Genomic DNA, 21,958 nt, shown 5'->3' with positions numbered 1-21,958 from the left:
CTTTTTCACGGTCGACCGCGACCGTAGGGAGTGCAAGGCCAACATGCAAACCCCGATACATATCGACTCCCGCTTCCCTGCCATGGGGACGACCATTTTTACCGTGATGTCGCGCCTCGCCGCTGAGTGCGGGGCAATCAACCTGTCACAGGGCTTTCCCGATTTCCAGGCCGAACCGGCGCTGTTCGACGCCATGCACCACCACATGCTGGCCGGACGCAACCAGTACGCACCGATGGCCGGCATGCCGGAACTGCGCCAGGCTATCGTCGACAAGGTCGCCGGCCTGTATGGGGCGCGTTTCGATGTCGACAGCGAGGTGACAGTCACCGCCGGCGCGACGCAAGCGATCTTCACTGCAATCGCCGCCTTCGTGCGGCCGGGTGACGAAGTGATCGTTTTCGAGCCGGTTTACGATTCCTACGTGCCGGCCATCGAAACCGTGGGTGGCACGGCGGTTTTCGCACAACTGCAATTCCCCGATTACGCGCCGGACTGGGTTCAGGTGGCGCGGCTGATATCGCCGAAAACGCGGATGGTCATCGTCAATTCGCCACATAACCCGACCGGTAGCCTGCTGACTGCGGTCGACCTGGAAAAGCTGGCCGAATTGCTGCGTGGCACCGATATCGTTGTCCTTTCCGACGAGGTCTACGAACACATCGTATTTGATGGTGAGCGGCACGCTAGCCTGTGCGGCCATGCCGAACTGGCGCCGCGCAGCATCGTCGTTTCCAGCTTCGGCAAGACCTATCACATTACCGGCTGGAAGATCGGTTACGTCGTTGGCCCGGCAGCACTCATGGCCGAGTTCCGCAAGGTGCACCAGTTCAACGTCTTTACCGTGCACACGCCGTCGCAACTGGCGCTCGCCGACTACATGCAGGACGCCGCGCGCTACCTCGGGCTGGCGGCCTTCTACCAGGAAAAGCGCGATTTCTTCCGCCGCTTGCTGGCCGATACGCGGTTCGAGATCCTGCCCTGTCGCGGCACCTATTTCCAGCTGGCGCGCTACAGTGCAATTTCCAATCTTCCCGACTGCGCCTTTGCCGAATGGCTGACCCGCGAGATCGGGGTCGCAGTGATACCGGTTTCGGTGTTCAACGCCGATGGCCGGGATGATCGCGTCGTGCGCTTCTGCTTTGCCAAGCGTGAGGAAACCCTGGTCGTGGCCGGGGAGCGTCTGCGGCGGCTGTGAAAGGGTGTTGACGCAGGACGGTGACGCGTCAATAATCCAGCCACCATAAAACTAGCAAGGCAGAAAGGAATCCGTCATGAGTATGCTTCAGGAATTCAAGGAGTTCGCGGTCAAGGGCAATGCGATGGATCTCGCGGTCGGCGTCATCATCGGCGGCGCCTTCGGCAAGATCGTGGACTCGATCGTCGGCGACCTGATCATGCCGCTGATCTCGCGCGTCACCGGCCGGCTGGATTTTTCCAACCTGTTTTTCGTACTCAGCGACAACCCAAATAAACTGACAACGCTGGCCGACATCAAGACCGCTGGAATTCCGGTATTCGCCTACGGTTCATTCCTGACCATCCTGGTCAATTTCATCATCCTCGCCTTCGTCATTTTCATGATGGTCAAGCAGCTCAATCGCCTACGCAACGCAGAACCGCCGGCGCCGGAACCCGAAGCCCCGGCCACGCCGGAAGACGTCATCCTGCTGCGCGAGATTCGCGATTCGCTGAAGAAGTAATCGGTTGCCGGAATCACAGGAAAGCCGCTTTCAGCGGCTTTTTTTGTGCCCCGGCGCTACGGATATCCACCGCCTCGGAATGCTCGCTTCGGGGCGGTATTGACGAAATAATTCCATTTCCAGGTTGGCGCAAGCTGGCGCCAGACAAGCGACATCCGCAAAGTGATCCGACCGCGCAGGAGGCGCGGAAAAAAACTCCCCGACACCCTTGGCGAACTCCGGAGAGATTTCGCTCAAGGAACCCCGATCTGTCTGATGTTTCAGGACGAAGCGCGCTTCGGGCACCCCAACCCATTCGACCGTTGTGCCGGGCCATGCTCACCCACCAATACACCTACGCCTACGCGGCCGTCGATGTGGATACGGGCGAGCTTGACTCGCTGATCTTGCCGCACGTCAATACGCCGTGCATGCAGCTATTCCTCGACGAAGTGGCGGCACGCCATCCGATGGATCGGATCGTCATGGTCCTTGACGGTGCGGGCTGGCATGCCAGCCAAGCACTCAGAACACCCGAAAACATACACCTGTTACCGTTGCCTCCCTATGCCCCTGAACTCAACCCGGTCGAGCATCTCTGGGATGAACTGCGCGAGAAGTTCTTCCACAACCTGGCCTTCGATAGCATCGATGCACTTGAAGATCAGCTCGAATCGAGCCTCAAAATCCTTGAATCAGAGCACCAGCGTGTCCGCTCAATCGGACACTAGCCGTGGATCGCTAATGCATTAAGGAAGCGCTGATTTATTCCAAAATTGTCATTCCGGCGAAGGCCGGAATCCAGAAAAATCAACGGCCTGGACCCCGGCCTTCGCCGGGGTGACGAATAAATCGGCGTTTCCTTAACGAATTAGAAACGGAATCACGTGCCGGAACGCGAGATCGAAAGCCATGCAGGAAACACGTGGCGGCGAAGCCCCTGCGCTCGGCGCGCGCCTTGCTCGACCAGGCTGGCGTTCCTGATACCGCTGCGCTGCTTATTGGACCGATTACCGAGACGGCCGCCCGCTACGCCAAGGAAAATGGCTGTGACAAGGTATTCATCGGCAGGCGTGGCCTGGCCGGCATTAAAGGCGCCTTGATGGGGTCGGTGACGACGCGCCTGCTGCAGCTGACCGGCCTGCCAGTAACACTGATCAAGTAATCTCGCTCCCCTACGGCATTGTCACGGTGGCCATGCCAGCGAACAGGCGGCACCAATCGACGCGGCGCCAAGCCAGAGAGAGCGTTCGTGTTCCCGGATTGACGGCTTGATTGCTGTGGCCAGGGTTGCTACCAATCGGCCAGGTCTAGCGGCATCATCGGGTGTCCGCGCAAGATCTTTTCCATGAAAACCATTCCGGTCCCCAGTTCGCCGATATGACCCTCACTGAAGACGCGGTCAAAGACGCTGTCGGCATGTTCGGCCTCGGTGAGCACGATGAGAACGTCGCGTTCACTGGAAAAAAGCTGTCCCGTGCGCATTCGACGTTTGCCCACGCCGCGCGCATGATGGTGCGACACCGACAACACGCCGGGGGCCTCGGCCAGCGCCTTGAGTAGTTTCAGGCCGCTGCCCGGCTTTACGATCGCCGTGATCAGGCTCTTCTCTATTTCGCGTCCGATGTGACCGAGTGCGCTCATCGCCGCATCACTTCCGCGAATCGAAATGAAGGCCGAAGCGGGCGGCAACCTCGTGCGGAACATAGGTGGCCATCTTTTCGATCGGCGACATCCACAGGATGCCCATACCCGGAGTGTCGATCTTGGCGGCGACGAAAATACGCTCAAAAATATTGTCTGCCTGATCGGTGGGTACGACAATGTAGATGACTTCCTTCTGGGCATTGATTGCCAGGCCGAGAATGCCGAGGCGTTTCTGGCGTACGCCCGTCCCTTGGGCGTGAAAGATGGTCGCTCCCTGAGCGCCGGCATCCTGGGCTACCTGAACGACCTTTTCGGCACTGCCACGCTGGACAATCGCGGTGATCAATACCGCATCGGTCAGAACGATCATTTCACTCTGGCTCATCAACTTCCCTTTGCGTTGCTGTAAACCGGTTCGCGGTTGCGCCAGTCGATCCAGAGACCGGCGGCAAGCACGCTGATGATTGGTCCCGCCGAGCACATGGCGAGGATGCCGAAACCTTCCGGAGCGCCGACCGCTTCAGCCAGGCCAATGCCGAGGGCCAGAAGCAGCGGGACGGTGATCGGGCCGGTAGTCACACCGGCGCTGTCCCAGGCGAGATTGACGACCTCCTCGCGTGAAAAAACCGTCAGGCCGAGAGCGACGGTGTAGGCGCCAACGACCAGCCAGGCCAGCGGCAGGTCGAAGAGGATCCGTGCCACGCCCAGGGCGGCTCCGAGGCCGACGCCGATGGCAACCGATCGCAGCAGAAGGCGTTTCTTGAAAGCGCCGTTGGTCAGGTTTTCGACGGTGATTCCCATCGCGTTCAGTGCCGGTTCGGCAATGGTCGCGCCGTAGCCGATGCAGAAGGCGAACACCAAGGTCATGGTCAGCCCGAGGAAACGCGGGTAGAGCGCCGGTGCCCCCGTTTTGCGGTTTGGCGAAAATGCCCAGGGCACGTTGTTGCCAGCTTGGTTGCCGAGTTCGACCAAGCCTGCAGTCAGGCCGATGTTGAAGAACATCATGCCGATCAAGGCGAAGCTGATGCCATAGATAACGATCTGCCGGCGCTTGATCGGCGTCCGCAATAGATAGTGCTGGACGATGAAGAGCAGCAGGACCAGCGGCAGAATCGAGCGGGCGGCGCCGAGCAGATCGGTGACCGGCGGCTCCTCATACCAAGCCTTCGCCACCTGGGTGACTGCGGTGACCGGAGGCAGACTCTCGCCGGAGAGGTAGATTGCGGTGCTGAGAACGAAGATGATCGGGAACAGCGATGCCAGCGTGACGATACCGAAGCCCGACAGCGGGTTCTCGCCACGCCCGGCCGAGGCTGCGACGCCGATGCCTATGGCAAGGACAAGAGGGACGGTTACCGGCCCGGTGGTGATTGCCCCGCAATCCCAGGCCAGCCCGAGCACGCGCTCGAGCCCGGGCTGCCCGGCGGCGTAGGCGGTCAGCCCAAGGCAGACCGGAACGATGATCAAGACGAGGGTTTTCATCTGCCAGCCGAACATGAGGCGTAGCAGCCCGAGAGCGACGGCGCACCCGACGCCGACGGCGACGGCCAGCACCAAGGCGCCGGCCCAGTCGCCCAGCAGGGCCTTGAGAAGGGCGGCGCGCGCCTCGGAGACGGACGCTCCGGCCACCTGCAACGCACCGATTGCCGGTTCGGCAAAGGTTGCGGCGGTGCCGAGCATCGCCCCGAAAGCCAGGATCGTCGCGGCGCTCGACCGCCCGGGCATCAGGAAGCCGATATTTTCGGCAAATGGCATCAGGCCCAGCTTGACACCTTCCATGAACAGCATCAGACCGATCATCACGGCACTGATGCCGAGAGCGATCATCTCCGCCTCTTCCGGCGTGGTACGCAACGCCAGGGCCTGAAAGCCGACCAGCATCAGCGCCAGCGGTATTACCGACCGCATCTGCTCGGCGAAACGCACCGTTACGTAAGGCGTTACCAGACGGTGGATATCCAGTGGCCGCAACGTGGCGCGCCGGCTCGGCAAGGAGCGTTCGGCAGAAATGACCTCGCTGTAACTGATATGCCGGTGATGGCGGCGAACCGCCCCAAGATACTGGCCGTAACGGATATTCTTGTTGGACATGCACGACCCTGACGTGAATCGAACCCCATTCTGCCACAAGCGCCGGTATTGGTCTTGCACCCTATTGTTGGCCGTACCGCGAAAATGCTTCCCGCACCGGGTGCATTTCGTCCGGCGTCAGCAGCACTGGCTCGCCCGTATTGCTTGCAAAGGTCTTCGAGTTCGCAGGCCAGCACCAGTGTCGCGTCGGGATCGCTCCCGGCGACCAGCAGGCCATGATTGGCGAGCAGGCAGCCCTTGCGTCCTGCGAGAGCGGTCATTGCTGCGGTCGACAGCGCCTGCGAGCCAAAAATGGCGTAACCGGCGCAGCGCTTGGTGTCGCCGCCGAAGCGCGTGATCAGTTAATGGAAGGGCGGGATGTCGTGGCGCAGGCAGGGGAGGCTGACGGCGAACGGCGCGTGCGCGTGCAGTACGGCACCGACTTCCGGTCGCGTGGCGTAGAGGTCCCGATGGAAGCGCCATTCCGAAGACGGGTTGCGCCGGCCGCGATGGGTGCCGTCGAGTGCCATCAGCGGTATGTCTTCGGCCACCAATGTTGCGTAGGGTATGCCGGTCGGCGTGATGAAAAAGCCTTCGCCAGTGCGCACGCTGACATTGCCTGCGGTGCCGCGGCCAAGTCCGTTGGAGCCGATGGTGCGCAAGGCAGTGGCGATCAAGGCGGTGCACGGGTCATTCCATTTTCACACCAATTAAGCAATAATAAGTGCATCTCAATGAGATCTGAGGTGTGGCATGGGAAGGCCGTTCAAGGGAGAGGGGTCGGTAGCGGAGGCGCTGAAGATTGTCAAAGAAGCCAAGAGTGTGGAACAACTGCGCCAGGCCCAAGCGGTTGTTCTGCCGTTGTGCTACGGTTTGAATCTTGAGCAGACCGCCGCGGTGATCGGTGTTTCGCTCAGTTGGGCCTCACGATTACGCAACGCGTTTCTGGCTGGACATCGGGTAGGCGGTGAATCGGAACCTGCACGAGGCGGACGCCACCGGGAGAATTTCACCCGAGCGCAAGAAGCCGAACTGTTGAAACCCTTTTTCGACCAAGCGGCCAAGGGCGGTATATTGGTCGTCAGTCAGATCAAGCCGGCCCTGGAGAAAGCGCTGGGACGCCCGATGGCGCTGTCCTCCGCCTACAACGTGCTGCATCGCAACGGTTGGCGCAAGCTGGCGCCAGACAAGCGACATCCGCAAAGTGATCCGACCGCGCAGGAGGCGTGGAAAAAAAACTCCCCGACACCCTTGCCGAACTCCGGAGAGATTTCGCTCAAGGAACCCCGATCCGTCTGATGTTTCAGGACGAAGCGCGCTTCGGGCGCATCAACGATGTGCGTCGTGCCTGGGCGCCCCAACCCATTCGACCGTTGTGCCGGGCCATGCTCACCCACCAATACACCTACGCCTACGCGGCCGTCGATGTGGATACGGGCGCGCTTGACTCGCTGATCTTGCCGCACGTCAATACGCCGTGCATGCAGCTATTCCTCGACGAAGTGGCGGCACGCCATCCGATGGATCGGATCGTCATGGTCCTTGACGGTGCGGGCTGGCATGCCAGCCAAGCACTCAGAACACCCGAAAACATACACCTGCTACCGTTGCCTCCCTATGCCCCTGAACTCAACCCGGTCGAGCATCTCTGGGATGAACTGCGCGAGAAGTTCTTCCACAACCTGGCCTTCGATAGCATCGATGCACTTGAAGATCAACTCGAATCGAGCCTCAAAACCCTTGAATCAGAGCACCAGCGTGTCCGCTCAATCGTACACTGGCCGTGGATAGTTAATGCATTAACGAATTAGAAACGGAATCAGTCATGAGCGGCCTCCGGATAGAAGCACCGCCAATCCGTTGTCGCTCGCCGGGCCGGCGCCGAGTTCGGTGATGACCGCCTTGGTCAGCCAGCCGGGTGTGACGTCAAGGGCCGGGTTGGCGACATCATCACTGCCAGGCAACTGGCGCAGCAGCGACGGTTGGTGATGTCGCGCCTGGCGGCCGAGTGCGGGGCGATCAACCTGTCGCAGGGCTTTGCCGATTTCCAGGCCGAACCGGCTCTGTTCGATTCCATGCACCGTCACATGCTGGCCGGGCGCAACTCGTACGCGCCGATGGCCGGCATGCCCGGGCTGTACCAGGCTATCGTCGACAATGTCGCCAGCCTGTATGGGGCGCATTTCGATGTCGACAGCGAGGTGACAGTCACCGCCGGCGCGACGCAGGCGATCTTCACGGCGATCACCGTATTCGTCAGGCCGGGTGACGAAGTGATCGTCTAATTCAATTTCCACACCAATTAAGCAATAATAAGTGCATCTCAATGAGATCTGAGGTGTGGCATGGGAAGGCTGTTCAAGGGAGAGGGGTCGGTAGCGGAGGCGCTGAAGATTGTCAAAGAAGCCAAGAGTGTGGAACAACTGCGCCAGGCCCAAGCGGTTGTTCTGCCGTTGTGCTACGGGTTGAATCTTGAGCAGACCGCCGCGGTGATCGGCGTTTCGCTCAGTTGGGCCTCACGATTACGCAACGCGTTTCTGGCTGGACATCGGGTAGGCGGTGAATCGGAACCTGCACGAGGCGGGCGCCACCGGGAGAATTTCACCCGAGCGCAAGAAGCCGAACTGTTGAAACCCTTTTTCGACCAAGCGGCCAAGGGCGGTATATTGGTCATCAGTCAGATCAAGCCGGCCCTGGAGAAAGCGCTGGGACGCCCGATGGCGCTGTCCTCCGCCTACAACGTGCTGCATCGCAACGGTTGGCGCAAGCTGGCGCCAGACAAGCGACATCCGCAAAGTGATCCGACCGCGCAGGAGGCGTGGAAAAAAACTCCCCGACACCCTTGCCGAACTCCGGAGAGATTTCGCTCAAGGAACCCCGATCCGTCTGATGTTTCAGGACGAAGCGCGCTTCGGGCGCATCAACGATGTGCGTCGTGCCTGGGCGCCCCAACCCATTCGACCGTTGTGCCGGGCCATGCTCACCCACCAATACACCTACGCCTACGCGGCCGTCGATGTGGATACGGGCGCGCTTGACTCGCTGATCTTGCCGCACGTCAATACGCCGTGCATGCAGCTATTCCTCGACGAAGTGGCGGCACGCCATCCGATGGATCGGATCGTCATGGTCCTTGACGGTGCGGGCTGGCATGCCAGCCAAGCACTCAGAACACCCGAAAACATACACCTGCTACCGTTGCCTCCCTATGCCCCTGAACTCAACCCGGTCGAGCATCTCTGGGATGAACTGCGCGAGAAGTTCTTCCACAACCTGGCCTTCGATAGCATCGATGCACTTGAAGATCAACTCGAATCGAGCCTCAAAACCCTTGAATCAGAGCACCAGCGTGTCCGCTCAATCGTACACTGGCCGTGGATCGTTAATGCATTAACGAATTAGAAACGGAATAACAGAATAAATCGCGTCATCACGCTGCAAAACATCCTCGGTGAAGTGGCGCGGGGAAATTTGAGCCGGACCCTCAACGAGCCAGGGAACAACCCGCTGTTCGTGCCACCCAGCCAGCCAGTGGACGGGCTGCTGGATATCCTGCGGGCGAACAGGGATCGACTGATTGTCGTGGTCGAAGAGTTTTGGTGACCTGCTTGGCATCTTCACCCTGGAGGACGTGCTCGAGGAGCTGGTCGCCGAGATCCATGATGACCAGGAAGCCGTGCGAGGGTGATGTCCACCGCTGACCGGGGGCCGAGCGTGATTCATCTGATGCCGAGCTTGAACGCGAAGAGCGTTTGGCAGGGAGGGATTGAGCGTCCCGGTCGCGCTGGATCGGGCAGCCCACCCAAACCATGGATGATGGTTATGACCGGCCGGCCTGGTGCGTTGTCGGGTGACGCCACTTCTCTCACTGCCGCGCCTGCACGGAGGGTGAGGAGCGGCCAGACGGAGACGACGACGAGCAGGATCCGCCCTTACTCGCCGACGCTGACTCGCAGTGGAGCGGTTTCCTTGTAGATCAGCGTCTGCGGCCCCTTGCTCGAGACCGTGATGATCCGCGTTCCGGGCGGATAGATCAGGTGGTAAGTCAGGAACATGTGCACCGTTTCGGCGTTAACCAGGAGGTCGAGTAGCGCGGCGTAGCCGGGGTGCCCGCAAACCTCGGCGTCGCGGTATTCCAGTTCGCCCAGACGTGCCGCTCCTTGCCGGACGATCACCCGGTGTTTCCTGGAGCCGAACAGCTCGCGGATCAGCATGTTGCGGATCTCGGGCGCGGCGATCGCGCCGACGCAGCGCTCCCCGAGCAGCCACTCGACCGCCCGCCCTTCGCCGCCCTGATCGGGCACGTGATCGCCAAAGGTCTGGCACCAGCTTGGAAAGTAGGATCGGTAGCGGCGGACTTCCCTGTCCATAAACTTGGCCTCCTAGTGATCCTGCTCGCGCAACGCCCGGTCGATGAGGCTGCTAACCACATCGGTGATCGAGACGAAGCCCTGCAATTCGTTGTTGTCGATGACCAGCACCCTTTTCGCCGAGTACTGGATCATCAGTCGTGCCAGATAACGGATTTCGAGATACTGCGAGACCTGGAGCGCCGGCTTCTGGGCGATGTCGTAAACATTGAGCAGATCGATGTCGCCGTCGTCGGCGATTACCGCCTTGGCGATGTCACGATAGGAGATCAGGCCGTAGGCGTCGCCGGTATGGCGCTTTTCGACGACCAGCGACTTGACGCCGTACTCCTTCATCTGCATCAGTGCCTCGCGCACCGTGGCTAGCGGGCTGATGGTGACGACATCCGTTTTCATGATTCCGGCAACCAGCATGGGACAACTCCTTCAGTCAACAAGCATTTTCAGAACGGGCAACACGGTCCCAAAGGGGCGGGCGCGAAGCGCTCATAGTGTATCCGCGACTTCGCGCCGGAAGCTCTCCATCTGCGCCAGCCCGATGCCGATCACGCTGCCCAGCGGCAGCGAAAAGGCCAGCCCGCCACCCGACAGGTCCAGCTTCATCTCGATCTTGACCGCCTTGAGCATACGCATCGCCAGCTGTTTCTCGACGACGCACAGCAGCAACGATTCACGGCGTTCGAGGCCGAGGCCGAGAAAGGTCTTGCGCTCATTCTGGCGCAACCCCTTGCCCTTGATGATGGTGATGCCGGTGGCGCCGGCCTCCTTGAGAATCCTGACCGCCGGGTTCTCGTCTTCTTCCGGAACAATCAGCACCACAGCAGAGAATTTCATGAATGTTTCTCCTTGACAGGTTTCCTCGAGCGCAGCCACCAAGTGGCAAGCATGCCATAGGACATGACGATGATCATCGGCAGCAGCGAGGCGAAGGCGATCAAACCGAAACCGTCGATCATCGGGTCGCGACCCGGCGTGCGTTCGGCCAGGCCGACCCCGAGCGCGGTGACCAGCGGTACGGTCACCGTCGACGTCGTCACGCCGCCGCAGTCATAGGCAATCGGCACAATGAATTTTGGCGCGAACGGAGTCATCGCAAGCACCAGCAGGTAGCCGGGAATCAGCCACCAGGCGATGTTGGCCCCGTCGATGATGCGCGCGCAGCCGATGACGATGCCGATGCCGACGCCGATAGACACCAGCGCGCGCAGCCACAGGCCCTTCAGCTGGCCCAGGCTGACCTCGTCTGCCTTGATCGACAGCGCGATCAGCGCTGGCTCAGCCATCGTCGTCGCGAAGCCGATCAGGAAGCCGTAAAGGTAGACCGCCCACATCGGAATGCCGTCGCGCATCAAGCCGTTGGTCATCTCGTCGCCGAGCGGGAAGAGCCCGACCTGCAGCCCTTCGTCGAACAGGAAGAGACCGACGGCCACCAGGGCCATGCCCACCGCAAGTCCCTTCGGGTCGGCCAGCGGCCGGCGCAGGATGACGAAGCTCGAAAAGAGGACCACGGCGATGATCGGCAGCAGGTTCCTGACCATGATCAGGAAATCGATTAGCATCGCGACCACCGCGTAGCGGTGCTGATCGTCGGTCGGCATCAGCAGCACGGCGGTCCCGTACTCGTCCGGCACGAAGAACAGAATGCCGTAGATCTGGATGATGATTATCGGCGCCAGTGCCCCGAAGGCAATCAGGCCGAAGCCATCGAGCAGGGGATTTCGGCCACGGATGCTGGTGGCCAGACCGACGCCGAGGGCGGTCAGTAGCGGCGCGGTGACGGTCGACGCGACGACGCCACCGGAATCGAAAGCGAGGCCGACCAGTTGCGGCGGCGAGAACGCTGTCAGGGTGATGACGGTCAGGTAACCGGGAATCAGATAGTTGCCGATCGGATAACCGAGAACGATGCGCCAGACCCCGACCACTACCGCCAGGCCGACCCCGAGCGCTGCCACCATGCGCAGGGTCAGCGCACCCATGCTGCCGCCCGAAACTGCCTCCGCCTTGTAGGCGACGGCCATGAGCGCCGGTTCGGCGGCGACCGATGCGAAGCTGATGCAGAAGGCAAACAGCATCAACCACAGGAACGAACCGCGGCGGGCGAAGTCGAAGGCCATCGTCTCGCCGGCAGGAAAGATCGCGGCGTCGAGACCCTTGACGAACAGCGCCAGGCCGAGGAGGACGACGGCGAACCCGCCGATCAGCGCGGCCGGGCTGTCCGGCATGCGCTGGATGAAGAACGCCTGGAAGATGACCACCACGATCAGGGTCGGGGCGAGGTCGCGCGCCGCTTCGTGCAGAAGTTCGCGAATGACGCGAAGCAGCGATCCCATGCCTTCCCGCTCAGTCCGGCGGCCGGCAGCGCTTGCCCGGCATCAGGTCAGGGTGCTGGCATTCGGGTCTCGCCGACCCGATGGCACAAGCGTGTGGGGAGTGGGGGAGAGTGACCAGGGTCGCCATAGGAAAGAATCATGGCGGAGATCGCCGATTGCCGCAAGGCCAGGTGCCCGATTTTCCGCTGCATTTCCGGGCTGCTGCCGGCCGCGTGCAAGAATGCTCGCGCGTTGTGGTAAGGACATGATCGCCCTGCTGCGCATGGGCAGCATCCACGAGACTTCAGAACCGTGATCTGGCGAATCTAGACAAGCTCCGCCCGCATCAGTTCTGCCCGCATGTAGGCATAGAACACCGGTGCGACGGCAATTCCCGGGATGCCAAACGCCGCTTCCATGACCAGCATGGCGAGCAGCATTTCCCAAGCCCTGGCGCTGACCTGATGACCGAGAATCTTGGCTGACAGGAAGTATTCGCCCTTGTGCAGGACGACCAGGAATGCCAGTGAAGCGAGCGCGGCGCTGAACGACACCGAGGCGCTGACCAGGACGATGATGGTGTTGGAGATCAGGTTCCCGACGACCGGGAGAATCCCGACGATCAGGGTGACGGCTAGCATCGTCTTGACGAAGGGTAGATGAATCCCGGCCGTGGGCAGGATAATCGCCAGATAGATGCCGGTCAGGATGGTGTTGATCAGGGAGATCTTGCCCTGGCCGATCACCACGCGGCCAAAGGCGTTATGGAAGATCGTTGCGCGCTCGCGCAGGGCTTTCGCCAGCGGCTTGCGGTCGGGCACTTCCCCGGCTCCGCTGACCGCGATCATGGCGCCGAGGATGCCACCGATCAGGATGTGCACAAAGGCCACGCCAAGTTCCCGGCCGACGCCCTGCACCTCGGTGCTGTGCACATGGAGCCATGCAACAACCGCGACCTTGATCTCGTCGTTGGAAGCTGGCAGCCGTTCGGTGATCCAGGCCGGGAGCGCCGCATTGGCCCCGTCGATGATTTCCGCCAGCTTCGCCCACAACTGCGGCAGCCCCGCCGTGTCGCCGCTCTTCAGGTGATAGAGCAAGGCAAAGGCGGCGCCGCTGACCGCCGCCACGACCACTGCGGCGACGATGGCGGTCGCTGCGATCCGTGCCATCCGACCGGAGAACAATCGGGCCAGCAGCGGCGCGAGCTTGTTGATCAGCGTATGGACCAGCATGCCGGCAAACAGGGCGGAAACGAGTTTGAACTGGACGGCGCCAATAAGGATCGCCGCGGCGATCACGTAGCTGGCGATCTGGACAGGGGTGGGTTTCATCGGTCGCTGCATAGTCATGAAGTCAATGGTCGCCGGCGCGCCATTCCTCGCTGTTGAATTGGCCGATCAAAGCTTGAAAGCGCCACTATCGAACGCGTGGATATAGGTATTCCAGTCCCTTTCCACAAGTTCGGCGCAATGCTCGGCCGCGTCCAGCAGCTCGCCACGCCAGTTGTGACGCTCGCCGAAATCAATCAGTTCATCGGCAATCGCCGATCCGTCACGGCCGCTGCTGCGCAGTTGCCCCCAAGCGACGATTTCCCCCATCGTCTTGATGACCGCTTGCAGACGAGCGATCTGTCGGTTCCAGTGATCCAGCGCAACGCGGTCCTCCGAAGGCTGCAATCCGCGCAGGACGTAGGACGTCCGGCCGATGCTGACCGGTTGCAGAAACGCCATCGAGGTTGCCTGCACCTGTCGCTGTATCGCAACAATACGTTGCGCTTCGGACTTCCAGCGGGGCTGTTTGGCTTTCAGATGTGGTGTGAGAGCCGAGGGCCGGGATTCTTTCAAATCGAGCAGATAATTGCCGTCGGGTGAACCCTTCCCCTCGACCACAATTATGTAGCGATCGACGCCGAGACTGCCGTTCCCTGCGATGCGCCGGGCAATATCGATGGTTTTGTAGAACCCCGGGTTTGGCTGGGTGGCGGCAAATTCCTTCATGAAGCGAGAAATCTTTTCTCGCTGCCTGTCATTCGCAGGGAGGGCTTTCCGGCCATCCAGCCGGATCGGACGTTTCGCTCCCCGGCGCTCGGTCCGGCTGTCGAGAAATGCGGGACGCGGTCGATTCTGCACGCTTTCGAGCAGTTGCAAGACCATGCCGTCGGCAGTTTCACGCTCGACCCAGCGCGCCTTTCCCTCAGTCAGTGCGGTAGCGTAGGCATCAACAAATACTTTGCAAAGGGTAATCGCCTGTGGTCGCGAGACCTGCAAACACTTCGCCCAGATCAGGATGCTGGCGAGAAAGCGCACCAATTCCCACGTCGCCGGAGCGAGTGCGCCTTCGTCGAAGTCATTGAAGTCGAAATAGACGAGGCGGTTGTCTCCCTTGTAACTGCCGAAGTTCTCAAGATGCAGATCGCCGCATACCCACGTGAGTGGCGCGCGCTCGAACAAGCGGCCACCGGGCAGCCGGTTATAAAAAAGATGGCAGGTCGCCCGCAGGAACACGAACGAATTGCTCCGCATGTTGGTGTACTTCATGGCCAGCCGTTCCGGATCGCGTCCGGTGTTGAATTTCTGAATGGTGCGAACGATATCCATGATGGCATTTCTTCAAGTTGGCAAGGAGACAAACCAAGTCAGCAATCGCCATCTTAACGACTTTGGTCAACTGCGGTGATGATGCGCAGCCTTGAAGCAGCACTGCCAAGCCAGGCGTGAAACCCGAGGTTGAATCCCCTGTCGCGCAGCAGGTTGGTCGAGAGCGAGCATCTGACGAGGCGGACTGCGTTCGCGCGGTCGATACGACATAGTAGTTTCCAATCCGGGTTTGAGTCTGGGCGCTCGGTTTTGACTTTGAATCCCAAGTAAAAAGATCTGGCATTTGGCGGGGCAGTGGGTATGTGTGAAGGTCGCCGACAGGCGAGCTATCCACATATCCACTGCCCCCCGGCTTGATGCTTTTATCGTCAGTCAGGCAGCCGATTTCGGTCGGTTGAAAATGGTTTTGAAGAGTACCGAACGCGCTTTGTTCATGCGCTCTACGGCCTCATTGTCGGTTATCGCGCACGCCTGTGTGTCCAGATTCTTGAACGTAAGCCTTGGCTTCAGATAGCCCTCGGCATTCGGTAGCGATTTGAACTTCTCGTAGGGTGTCATCATCAGCTTGTACGGATAGCGTTTGCGCTGCTTGCCCTTGGCATCGGTGATGGTTTCGGCGAACAGGCAGGGGCGGTGAAAGTTGTTGTAGGGATTCAGGTAATCGCGGCAGAAGTCATCCACGAGTGCGGCGAAGTGCTGCGGGATGTGGCTGTCCCTCAAGGGGGCTTCCTTCGGGGCGAACCCCAGATGCTTGCGCACGGTGGCGCCGTTCTTCGACTCGGCCCGAGCATTATCGTTACTGGGCCGGGAACGCGACTTGGTCTGCTCCTCAATCAGCAGTTTATTGAGCAGTTTGGCGACGTCCCGCTTGATGTACTCGGAGCCGTTGTCGGTATGGAATCCCTGGATGACGAATGGCAAGCCCTGGAGCAGGGCTTCGAGCACCGGGATGAGGAAGGCTTCGCTGATGCGCTCGCAGGTGGCGACGCCCTCGTACTGGGTGATGCAATCGACGGCATTGATGTGATACACCCCCTTCACGTGGTCCTGATCGCCCTGGTGCACACTGTCGACTCGCAGGTAGCCGGGGTGGTTGTTCGGCGCCGGCGCCCGGCGTTCGCCGATCGGCACGGTGACCGCTCGGGTCTTGGTCCACACCTGCCGCTGCTGCACATGGCGGGGGCGCTGGCGCAGGTTGTATAGGTGCGCTACCGAGATCGTCGCCAGGCGCTGGTACCGTGCATCGCCAAACAGGTGACAGGCGCGCTCCATGAGCTTCTTGGTTGCCGGACCCGAGAGCGTGCCATGCAGCGTGTCGGTCTGTGCCAACAGCAGTACACCGGCGCTGCTGTAGATCGAGGCAGAGCGGGTGCGCGACCCTTGGTAGCGTTTGGCCAGTTTGCCCCGCTCGCCGCCACGCTTCACCAGTCGGGCGATCTATTGGCGAGAGTAGCCGCTGACACGCTCCAGAAAGCGCAGAACAATCGCTTTGTCGGCTCGCTTCAGCCGGCCGTAGCCAAACCGCTTGACGGGCCGCGCGATGATGTCGTATCGCTCGTCTGCCACCGCCGCAAAACCCATCGCCACGGTGCCTGCCAATAGCCCCTAAGCCGGACGAGCCGGAACCAAACAGGTATTACGATAGAAGCCTGACGAATGACCGAGGAGGCGATCATGTTGGCGATGGCTCTGGCGGAACGATACGCGACGAACATGCATGGTGTGCTTTCGTGCTTTGACCGGATCATTATCACCGGCACGCTGCCTGGTGCGTGCTACGCGGCAGGAATGACGAGTTATTTGTACACGCACGGAATTCGGGTATTCGACTACCCGCGATTTGCCGAGCCGCTGCGAGATCGCATTCGTGAGCGTGCGCAGGAGGTGTGTCTGGCGGCGGGTATTGAAATCGAGCACGTCAGCAAAAGCCATATTCGCAAGGAAGAGTTGGTCGCGCGAGTGCTCGCCGGTCGCGGCGACGCACCGGGTTTGGTGCATGTGCTCTCGGCCATGGAAGCCTGTCCGAGCTACAAACCGTGGCATGACAAAGGCAGTGGCAAGACTTACCTGCGCCCCGATCAAGGCAAGTGCCTGCACGACTACTTCTATTTCATCGACGAGGAACTGGGGTTGTGCTACCTGCGTGTGCCGACGTGGGCACCGTTCGGGTTGCAGTTCTACTGTAATGGTCACAGCGCTCTGGCAAGAACTCTGACGCGAGAAAGGATCGACTTCCTCCAGCAGGACAACGCCTTCCTGCGTGTCGCCGACATCGCGCAGGCGCAGGCGCTGGCGGATGCGTTCAGTCCCGACGTACTTCACCCGCGACTGGATCGCTATGCGCAGTGGTTGTGCCCAGTGCTTGACGTCTTTGGATCCTCGTATCACTGGAGCCTGCGCCAAGTCGAATACTCCACCGACCTGATGTTTCGCAGTGAGCAGATATGGGTTCCACTGTATGACGCCATTTCGCGCCAAGCGGTCTTGGCCGCCAACGCAGAACGCGTCTCCAGCTTTCTGGGCAAGAAGGTCACGCCACAACTGGCCCAGGAGATCGGTTCCCGGTTGTCCACCCGTATCGAGGGGCGCTGCATCAAGCACACCATGGGCGCCGCTGGCGTCAAGGTGTATGACAAATTCTCCCGCGTACTGCGGGTCGAAACGACCGTCAATGACGTGAGTTTCTTCAAACACCACCGCAAGGTGGAACACAAGGACAGGCACGCCACCCGAGAATTGGCGCCCCTGAAGAAGACAATCTATAGCCTGATCGACCTGCGCGACATCCTGCTCGGCTGCAACCAACGTTACCTGGCGTTCCTCTCCAGCCTCGATGACCCCAGTGCCGGCGAGCGTGACTTGGAGCGATTGAGCATGCCACGGTTGGGGGCGGCTCCCGGTGTCAAAGGGGTGAACTTCTTTGATCCTGCCGAGAAAGCCTTGCTGCAAACCATGCAACGCGGCGAGTTCAACATTCACGGTTGGCGTCGTGCCGATCTTCTCAGCTATCTGAAGCTCACTCCGTCCGCCATGTCGCGCCAACTTGCCCGACTGCGTACGCTCGGCTTGATCAAGAAAGTCACTCATACCTATCGCTACTACCTCACTCGATTGGGACGTTCAGTCGTCGCTGCGGCCTGCTCATTGACCCGCTTCAACATAGTGCCAACCATGGCTTGCGCATCCTGAATTCTTCTCATGATTTGTGATGATTGAACTGGTTAGTGACTAAGTCCCCCAGGGTGCGCAACTGCTTATCGTTCATATCGATCACCATGCTTAGCCCGAATTTTTCATAAAAGCAGGCGAATCTCGTTTAACCCATTGATATAATTGGGGTTACGCCAATAACGCTTCGTAAGAAGCCTAAACGAGACCGCCCATGGACAATTCTATCCCAACCCAGCTTCGCTTTCCCGCCAGCGCCGGATTTACGATCCGGGCAGAGTTTGACGGCGGGGCGATGTCCTCCGACTTTGGCGCACTCCTGTTGCGTGGCATCGACCTGCAAATCGGCCTGATTCCCCGCCTGGTCAGCGCGATTCACGACAAACGCCACGCCTCGTACATTGACCATCCGCTGGCCGACCTGCTTCGTCAGCGGATATTCCAGACCGCCAGCGGCTACGCCGACGGTAATGACGCCAACACGCTGCGGCGCGATCCGCTGTTCAAACTGGCGGTCGGTCGTGCCCCGCTGGGCGAGGGAAATGACCTGGCCTCCGGCCCCACGCTCTCCCGGCTCGAGAACAGCGTATCGCGCAAAGACATTTACCGCCTGGCCAAAAGCTTCGTCGACGCCTTCATCGCCAGCTACGCCCAAGCGCCTGCCGTGATCGTGCTGGATATGGATCACTCTGAGGATGCCACTCACGGGCAGCAGGAACTGGCGTTCTACAACCACCACTACGGCAATCATTGCTACCTGCCGTTGTTCCTCTTCGAAGGACTCTCCGGGAAGCTGATCACCGCCGTCCTGCGTCCGGGCAAGCGTCCCACCGGTAAAGAGAATGCGGTCATCATCAAGCGCGTGCTGCACCTGCTCCGCCAGGCCTGGCCCGAGACCCACATCCTGCTGCGCGGGGATGGTCACTTCGCGAATCCCGAACTGATGACCTTGTGCGAGTCCGATCCGCATCTGGACTTTCTCTTCGGCCTGGCCGGCAACCAGGTGCTCTCGCCCAAGGCCGAGCCGCTGCTGAAGAAAGCCCGTGCGCTGCACCAGACACACAGCGCCAACGCCCAGCGCCTGGGGAACGCCGAGCCTGCGGCGACACGACTGTACGACGATATCGAGTATCAGGCGGGCTCGTGGCCCAAGGCTTACCGCGTGGTGGTCAAGGCCGAGGTGATGGCCTTGGGTGACAACCCGCGGTACGTGGTGACCTCGCTGTCCGACCCGACGCCTGATGTGCTTTACAAAGAGCTGTACTGTGCTCGAGGGCAGGACGAGAACTTCATCAAGGCGGTGAAGAACGACTTGGCCAGTGACCGGACCTCCGATCATGCCTTCCTCGCCAATCACCTGCGGCTGTTCTATTCGTGTGCGGCGTATGGGTTGATTCACGGCTTGCGCGAGAACACGCTGGTGCATACGGAACTGGCCAAGGCGCAACCGCTGTCGATTATCCTGAAACTCTTTAAGTTGGCGGTGCGCGTGGTGCAGTACAAGGATCGGATCAAGCTGTCCTTGCCTACGTCGTGTCCGATGAAGGGGTGCTGGCGCGGGTGACCGAGTTGCTTTACCTCGTCCCGCGCCCGCCGGCGCCGGCCTGATCGACTCGGCGACGCCGTCTCATGCTGCCGACTCGAATCCGCTTGAGCGGAGGTGAGGTCTCGCCAGCGCTCTGTCCAGGGATCGATGGCGGCAGGGTGTGATGCCCAAAAGTTGGGGTATTTGGCCGATCGTGGCGGGTTGGCAGCAAAATTCGCAGCAAGCTGACTCGCATCACGGCTGGAATGGCACGACATTGACATCGCGCGGCGGGTTTATGAAACATCCGGGTTAGAGCCGGCCCCAGAAATTCGGACAGTGGGATAAGTGATAGCCTTGCTCAATCGCAGGCCGGATAGCGGCCGAAAAGAGGAGCAAGAAGATGACGAGAAGGAAGCGGCGGAATCACTCGCCGGAGTTCAAGGCGAAGGTGGCGATGGCGGCCATCAAGGGCGACAAGACGCTGGCCGAGATGGCGCAGCAGTTCGATGTTCACCCCAACCAGATTACCGACTGGAAGACACAGTTGATGGAGCGTTCGTCAGTCGTGTTTGGCGACACGACCGCCAAGGAGAAAGACCCGGACATTCTGGCCATGGAAGCAAAGATTGGTCGCCTGAGTCTGGAAAATGATTTTTTAGAAGGCGCGCTCACCAAGGCGGGACTGCTGAGCGCAAGACGATGATTGACCGCAGCCACACCCTGCCGGTAGTCCGGCAATGCCGGATTCTCGGGCTTGCCCGGTCGACCGCCTACTACACCCCGGAACCTGTCTCGTCCGCCGATCTGGCGCTGATGCGCCGCATTGATGAATTGCATCTGGAGCACCCGTTCGCTGGCAGCCGGATGCTGCGCGACCTGCTGCGCCTGGAAGGCCATTCCATCGGCCGCAAGCACGTGCGCACGCTGATGAAAAAGATGGGGATCGAAGCACTTTACCGGAAACCGAACCTTTCCAAACGGCATGATGCCCACCTGATCCATCCCTATCTGCTCAGGGACCTGGTCATCGACCGCCCCAATCAGGTTTGGGCCACCGACATCACGTACATTCCGATGCGCCGGGGCTTCGTCTATCTGGTCGCCGTTATCGACTGGTGCAGCCGGAAAGTCCTCTCCTGGCGGTTATCCAACACGCTGACCACGGATTTCTGTCTGGAGGCGGTCAGCGAAGCCATCTTGCATTTCGGCAAGCCGGATATCTTCAACACCGATCAGGGGAGCCAGTTCACCAGCAGCGATTTCACCGGGTTGCTGAAGGATAACGGAATCCGGATCAGCATGGATGGCAAGGGCTGCTGGCGTGACAACGTCTTTGTCGAACGACTCTGGAAAAGCGTCAAGTACGAGGAGGTCTATCTCAAGGCTTACGACACGGTGGCCGATGCCAAGGCCAACCTGGGGCGCTACCTGGATTTCTACAACGCCCGCCGACCGCATCAAACCCTTGACGGTAAAATGCCGGATACGGTCTACGTCGAAAACCTGCCAAAAGAGACGTTCGCAGCATGACCACCGCGTTACCCACCGCGCCGTCAGCCTACGGTCTAAACGGACCTTCGGCCGCCGTCACCGTGGATAACGCTACCCCGCAGGGCTCCACCTATCTCCGTCGAAAAACTGTCCAAGCAAACGGGACCAGCTCTCTTCGCAGTTTGATCGATCTTAGCTGCCTGCTCAGCCTCAAGCCCCGTTGGAATCACGTCCCCCGTTCAGACTCATGCCCCAATTGGATAACGCGCAAGATTGACCATGGCTGAAACACAAGACATACTGCGGAAGTGGCCTTGAATTTCCTATCCTTCCTTATCATCTGGAATGTGAGGCAACGGAGACACTTCGAGGGCGAATTTAAATTATCCGGGCATTTTCCCGCGTACAACAAAAGGAGAACCTGATGGACAAAAGCAAGCTTCGCCTATTCCACTCCACCAAAGAAGTGGAAGCGCACTTTGATTCGTTTTTGGACACGATCTCCCAAGGGGGGCTCTCGTTCCGCTCAGGGATAGCAGCGTTTCTGGAGTCGGCAGGGAACGGCGACATGGCGGCCAAGGTGAGGCAGATCAATGACCTGGAGCACCAAGGGGACGAACTGCGCCGCCAGGTCGAGCACGAACTCTATACCCTGGCGCTGATCCCCGATTTCCGTGGCGACGTGCTGAGCCTGCTCGAGGATCTGGACGGTCTGCTCAATGTCATGAAGGAGACGATGGGGTCGATCGACATCGAAAGGCCCGCTTTTCCCGAGGAACTGCACGCCGATCTGCGGCAACTTGCCGAAAGCGTCATGTTGGCGGTGGAGAGTGCGGTACTGGCGTCCCGCGCCTTCCTGCGCGACATTCAGTCGGTTCGTGATCACCTGCACAAGGTAATGTTCTATGAAAAGGAAGCGGATCGCCAATCGGACAAGCTGAAACGCGCCGTCTTCGCCTCTTCGCTGCCGCTGGTCGAGAAGTTACACCTGCGCCGCTTCATCGACACGATCGACCATATCGCGGATGAAGCCGAGGACGTCGCCGACTGGCTGGCGATCTACACCATCAAGCGCTTGGACTAAGGTCAGGGA

Annotated in this window: 18 protein-coding genes and 6 pseudogenes; 12 read left to right on the top strand and 12 right to left on the bottom strand. The window is 60.2% G+C overall.

The window, feature by feature from the left end; translation table 11 throughout:
* Window positions 1–43: 43 nt before the first annotated feature.
* From IPP03_09655 to IPP03_09640, 4 genes are all read left to right on the top strand, one after another.
* The gene (locus IPP03_09655; protein ID MBL0352903.1) at window positions 44–1,198 is read left to right on the top strand and encodes a pyridoxal phosphate-dependent aminotransferase; all 1,155 of its coding nucleotides are present in this window, start codon (window positions 44–46) and stop codon (window positions 1,196–1,198) included.
* 76 nt (window positions 1,199–1,274) lie between these two features.
* The gene (gene mscL / locus IPP03_09650; GenBank protein MBL0352902.1) at window positions 1,275–1,703 is read left to right on the top strand and encodes a large conductance mechanosensitive channel protein MscL; all 429 of its coding nucleotides are present in this window, start codon (window positions 1,275–1,277) and stop codon (window positions 1,701–1,703) included.
* A 314-nt stretch (window positions 1,704–2,017) separates the two neighbouring features.
* Window positions 2,018–2,413, top strand: a complete 396-nt coding sequence (locus tag IPP03_09645) for an IS630 family transposase (protein MBL0352901.1) — start codon at window positions 2,018–2,020, stop codon at window positions 2,411–2,413.
* A 194-nt stretch (window positions 2,414–2,607) separates the two neighbouring features.
* A complete protein-coding gene (locus IPP03_09640; protein MBL0352900.1) occupies window positions 2,608–2,847 on the top strand; it encodes a universal stress protein in 240 nt (79 codons plus the stop codon).
* Between the two features lie 128 nt (window positions 2,848–2,975).
* On the opposite strand, the gene IPP03_09635 is transcribed toward IPP03_09640, so the two are convergent.
* From IPP03_09635 to IPP03_09620, 4 genes and pseudogenes are all read right to left on the bottom strand, one after another.
* Entirely contained in the window at window positions 2,976–3,326 is a 351-nt protein-coding gene (locus tag IPP03_09635; protein ID MBL0352899.1) for a hypothetical protein, read from the bottom strand.
* 7 nt (window positions 3,327–3,333) lie between these two features.
* Window positions 3,334–3,714 (bottom strand): P-II family nitrogen regulator, encoded by a 381-nt coding sequence (locus tag IPP03_09630; protein MBL0352898.1) that lies wholly within the window; start codon window positions 3,712–3,714, stop codon window positions 3,334–3,336.
* Window positions 3,714–5,420, bottom strand: coding sequence for a DUF1538 domain-containing protein (locus tag IPP03_09625; protein MBL0352897.1), 1,707 nt, complete (start codon window positions 5,418–5,420; stop codon window positions 3,714–3,716). Before IPP03_09625 ends, IPP03_09630 begins: the two co-directional genes overlap by 1 nt.
* 61 nt (window positions 5,421–5,481) lie before the next feature.
* Window positions 5,482–6,076 (bottom strand): annotated as a pseudogene (locus IPP03_09620) (class II aldolase/adducin family protein).
* 76 nt (window positions 6,077–6,152) lie between these two features.
* On the opposite strand from IPP03_09620, the gene IPP03_09615 reads away from it, so the two are divergent.
* Window positions 6,153–6,698, top strand: coding sequence for a winged helix-turn-helix domain-containing protein (locus IPP03_09615; protein MBL0352896.1), 546 nt, complete (start codon window positions 6,153–6,155; stop codon window positions 6,696–6,698).
* A pseudogene (locus tag IPP03_09610) lies at window positions 6,626–6,967 on the top strand (transposase). Before IPP03_09615 ends, IPP03_09610 begins: the two are co-directional and overlap by 73 nt.
* A 255-nt stretch (window positions 6,968–7,222) precedes the next feature.
* Here the strand turns inward: IPP03_09610 and IPP03_09605 are convergent.
* Entirely contained in the window at window positions 7,223–7,363 is a 141-nt protein-coding gene (locus IPP03_09605) for a hypothetical protein (GenBank protein ID MBL0352895.1), read from the bottom strand.
* Between the two features lie 24 nt (window positions 7,364–7,387).
* Here IPP03_09605 and IPP03_09600 point away from each other — a divergent pair.
* Together IPP03_09600 and IPP03_09595 are read left to right on the top strand one after the other, a co-directional pair.
* Window positions 7,388–7,681: pseudogene (locus tag IPP03_09600) on the top strand (aminotransferase class I/II-fold pyridoxal phosphate-dependent enzyme).
* Window positions 7,682–8,198: 517 nt separating this feature from the next.
* Window positions 8,199–8,558: pseudogene (locus IPP03_09595) on the top strand (transposase).
* A 773-nt stretch (window positions 8,559–9,331) separates the two neighbouring features.
* Here the strand turns inward: IPP03_09595 and IPP03_09590 are convergent.
* From IPP03_09590 to IPP03_09560, 7 genes and pseudogenes are all read right to left on the bottom strand, one after another.
* Window positions 9,332–9,769 (bottom strand): hypothetical protein, encoded by a 438-nt coding sequence (locus IPP03_09590; protein MBL0352894.1) that lies wholly within the window; start codon window positions 9,767–9,769, stop codon window positions 9,332–9,334.
* 12 nt (window positions 9,770–9,781) lie between these two features.
* The gene (locus tag IPP03_09585) at window positions 9,782–10,183 is read right to left on the bottom strand and encodes a CBS domain-containing protein (protein ID MBL0352893.1); all 402 of its coding nucleotides are present in this window, start codon (window positions 10,181–10,183) and stop codon (window positions 9,782–9,784) included.
* Between the two features lie 72 nt (window positions 10,184–10,255).
* Window positions 10,256–10,603: a transcriptional regulator gene (locus tag IPP03_09580; GenBank protein ID MBL0352892.1), complete on the bottom strand. Its 348-nt coding sequence runs from the start codon at window positions 10,601–10,603 to the stop codon at window positions 10,256–10,258.
* Complete coding sequence (locus tag IPP03_09575) at window positions 10,600–12,102, bottom strand: DUF1538 domain-containing protein (protein MBL0352891.1); 1,503 nt, start codon at window positions 12,100–12,102, stop codon at window positions 10,600–10,602. The genes IPP03_09580 and IPP03_09575 overlap by 4 nt, the downstream gene beginning before the upstream one ends.
* 305 nt (window positions 12,103–12,407) lie before the next feature.
* Window positions 12,408–13,412: a hypothetical protein gene (locus IPP03_09570; protein MBL0352890.1), complete on the bottom strand. Its 1,005-nt coding sequence runs from the start codon at window positions 13,410–13,412 to the stop codon at window positions 12,408–12,410.
* A gap of 66 nt (window positions 13,413–13,478) precedes the next feature.
* Window positions 13,479–14,681, bottom strand: a complete 1,203-nt coding sequence (locus tag IPP03_09565; protein MBL0352889.1) for a DUF2252 domain-containing protein — start codon at window positions 14,679–14,681, stop codon at window positions 13,479–13,481.
* A 369-nt stretch (window positions 14,682–15,050) separates the two neighbouring features.
* Window positions 15,051–16,277 (bottom strand): annotated as a pseudogene (locus IPP03_09560) (integrase).
* 57 nt (window positions 16,278–16,334) lie between these two features.
* Between IPP03_09560 and IPP03_09555 the strand changes: the two are divergent.
* The 4 genes and pseudogenes from IPP03_09555 to IPP03_09540 all read left to right on the top strand — a co-directional run bounded on the left by IPP03_09555 (window position 16,335) and on the right by IPP03_09540 (window position 21,949).
* Window positions 16,335–17,867 carry a MarR family transcriptional regulator gene (locus IPP03_09555; protein ID MBL0352888.1) on the top strand — a complete coding sequence of 511 codons (1,533 nt, stop codon included), beginning with the start codon at window positions 16,335–16,337 and terminating at the stop codon, window positions 17,865–17,867.
* 193 nt (window positions 17,868–18,060) lie between these two features.
* Window positions 18,061–19,454, top strand: a pseudogene (locus IPP03_09550) (IS1380 family transposase).
* Between the two features lie 320 nt (window positions 19,455–19,774).
* Window positions 19,775–20,904 (top strand): IS3 family transposase gene (locus tag IPP03_09545; GenBank protein ID MBL0352887.1). Its coding sequence is split into 2 segments (ribosomal slippage): window positions 19,775–20,024 and window positions 20,024–20,904, totalling 1,131 coding nucleotides; the frame shifts between segments, so codons are not numbered across the junction.
* A gap of 385 nt (window positions 20,905–21,289) precedes the next feature.
* Window positions 21,290–21,949, top strand: coding sequence for a DUF47 family protein (locus IPP03_09540; protein ID MBL0352886.1), 660 nt, complete (start codon window positions 21,290–21,292; stop codon window positions 21,947–21,949).
* Window positions 21,950–21,958 lie beyond the last annotated feature (9 nt).

It is taken from the genome of Candidatus Dechloromonas phosphoritropha, assembly GCA_016722705.1.
Classification (GTDB): Bacteria; Pseudomonadota; Gammaproteobacteria; order Burkholderiales; family Rhodocyclaceae; genus Azonexus; species Azonexus phosphoritrophus.
The sequence above is the reverse complement of the archived record's forward strand: the minus strand, read 5'-3'. Positions and strand labels throughout refer to the sequence as shown.

Bases quoted from the DNA above. Each gene is read 5' to 3' on its own strand.
- IPP03_09580 (MBL0352892.1), bottom strand. From the start codon at position 10,603: ATGAAATTCTCTGCTGTGGTGCTGATTGTTCCGGAAGAAGACGAGAAC.
- IPP03_09615 (MBL0352896.1), top strand. From the start codon at position 6,153: ATGGGAAGGCCGTTCAAGGGAGAGGGGTCGGTAGCGGAGGCGCTGAAG.
- IPP03_09570 (MBL0352890.1), bottom strand. From the start codon at position 13,412: ATGAAACCCACCCCTGTCCAGATCGCCAGCTACGTGATCGCCGCGGCG.
- IPP03_09645 (MBL0352901.1), top strand. From the start codon at position 2,018: ATGCTCACCCACCAATACACCTACGCCTACGCGGCCGTCGATGTGGAT.
- IPP03_09655 (MBL0352903.1), top strand. From the start codon at position 44: ATGCAAACCCCGATACATATCGACTCCCGCTTCCCTGCCATGGGGACG.
- IPP03_09590 (MBL0352894.1), bottom strand. From the start codon at position 9,769: ATGGACAGGGAAGTCCGCCGCTACCGATCCTACTTTCCAAGCTGGTGC.
- mscL (MBL0352902.1), top strand. From the start codon at position 1,275: ATGAGTATGCTTCAGGAATTCAAGGAGTTCGCGGTCAAGGGCAATGCG.
- IPP03_09585 (MBL0352893.1), bottom strand. From the start codon at position 10,183: ATGCTGGTTGCCGGAATCATGAAAACGGATGTCGTCACCATCAGCCCG.
- IPP03_09635 (MBL0352899.1), bottom strand. From the start codon at position 3,326: ATGAGCGCACTCGGTCACATCGGACGCGAAATAGAGAAGAGCCTGATC.
- IPP03_09625 (MBL0352897.1), bottom strand. From the start codon at position 5,420: ATGTCCAACAAGAATATCCGTTACGGCCAGTATCTTGGGGCGGTTCGC.
- IPP03_09575 (MBL0352891.1), bottom strand. From the start codon at position 12,102: ATGGGATCGCTGCTTCGCGTCATTCGCGAACTTCTGCACGAAGCGGCG.
- IPP03_09555 (MBL0352888.1), top strand. From the start codon at position 16,335: ATGACCGAGGAGGCGATCATGTTGGCGATGGCTCTGGCGGAACGATAC.
- IPP03_09630 (MBL0352898.1), bottom strand. From the start codon at position 3,714: ATGAGCCAGAGTGAAATGATCGTTCTGACCGATGCGGTATTGATCACC.
- IPP03_09540 (MBL0352886.1), top strand. From the start codon at position 21,290: ATGGACAAAAGCAAGCTTCGCCTATTCCACTCCACCAAAGAAGTGGAA.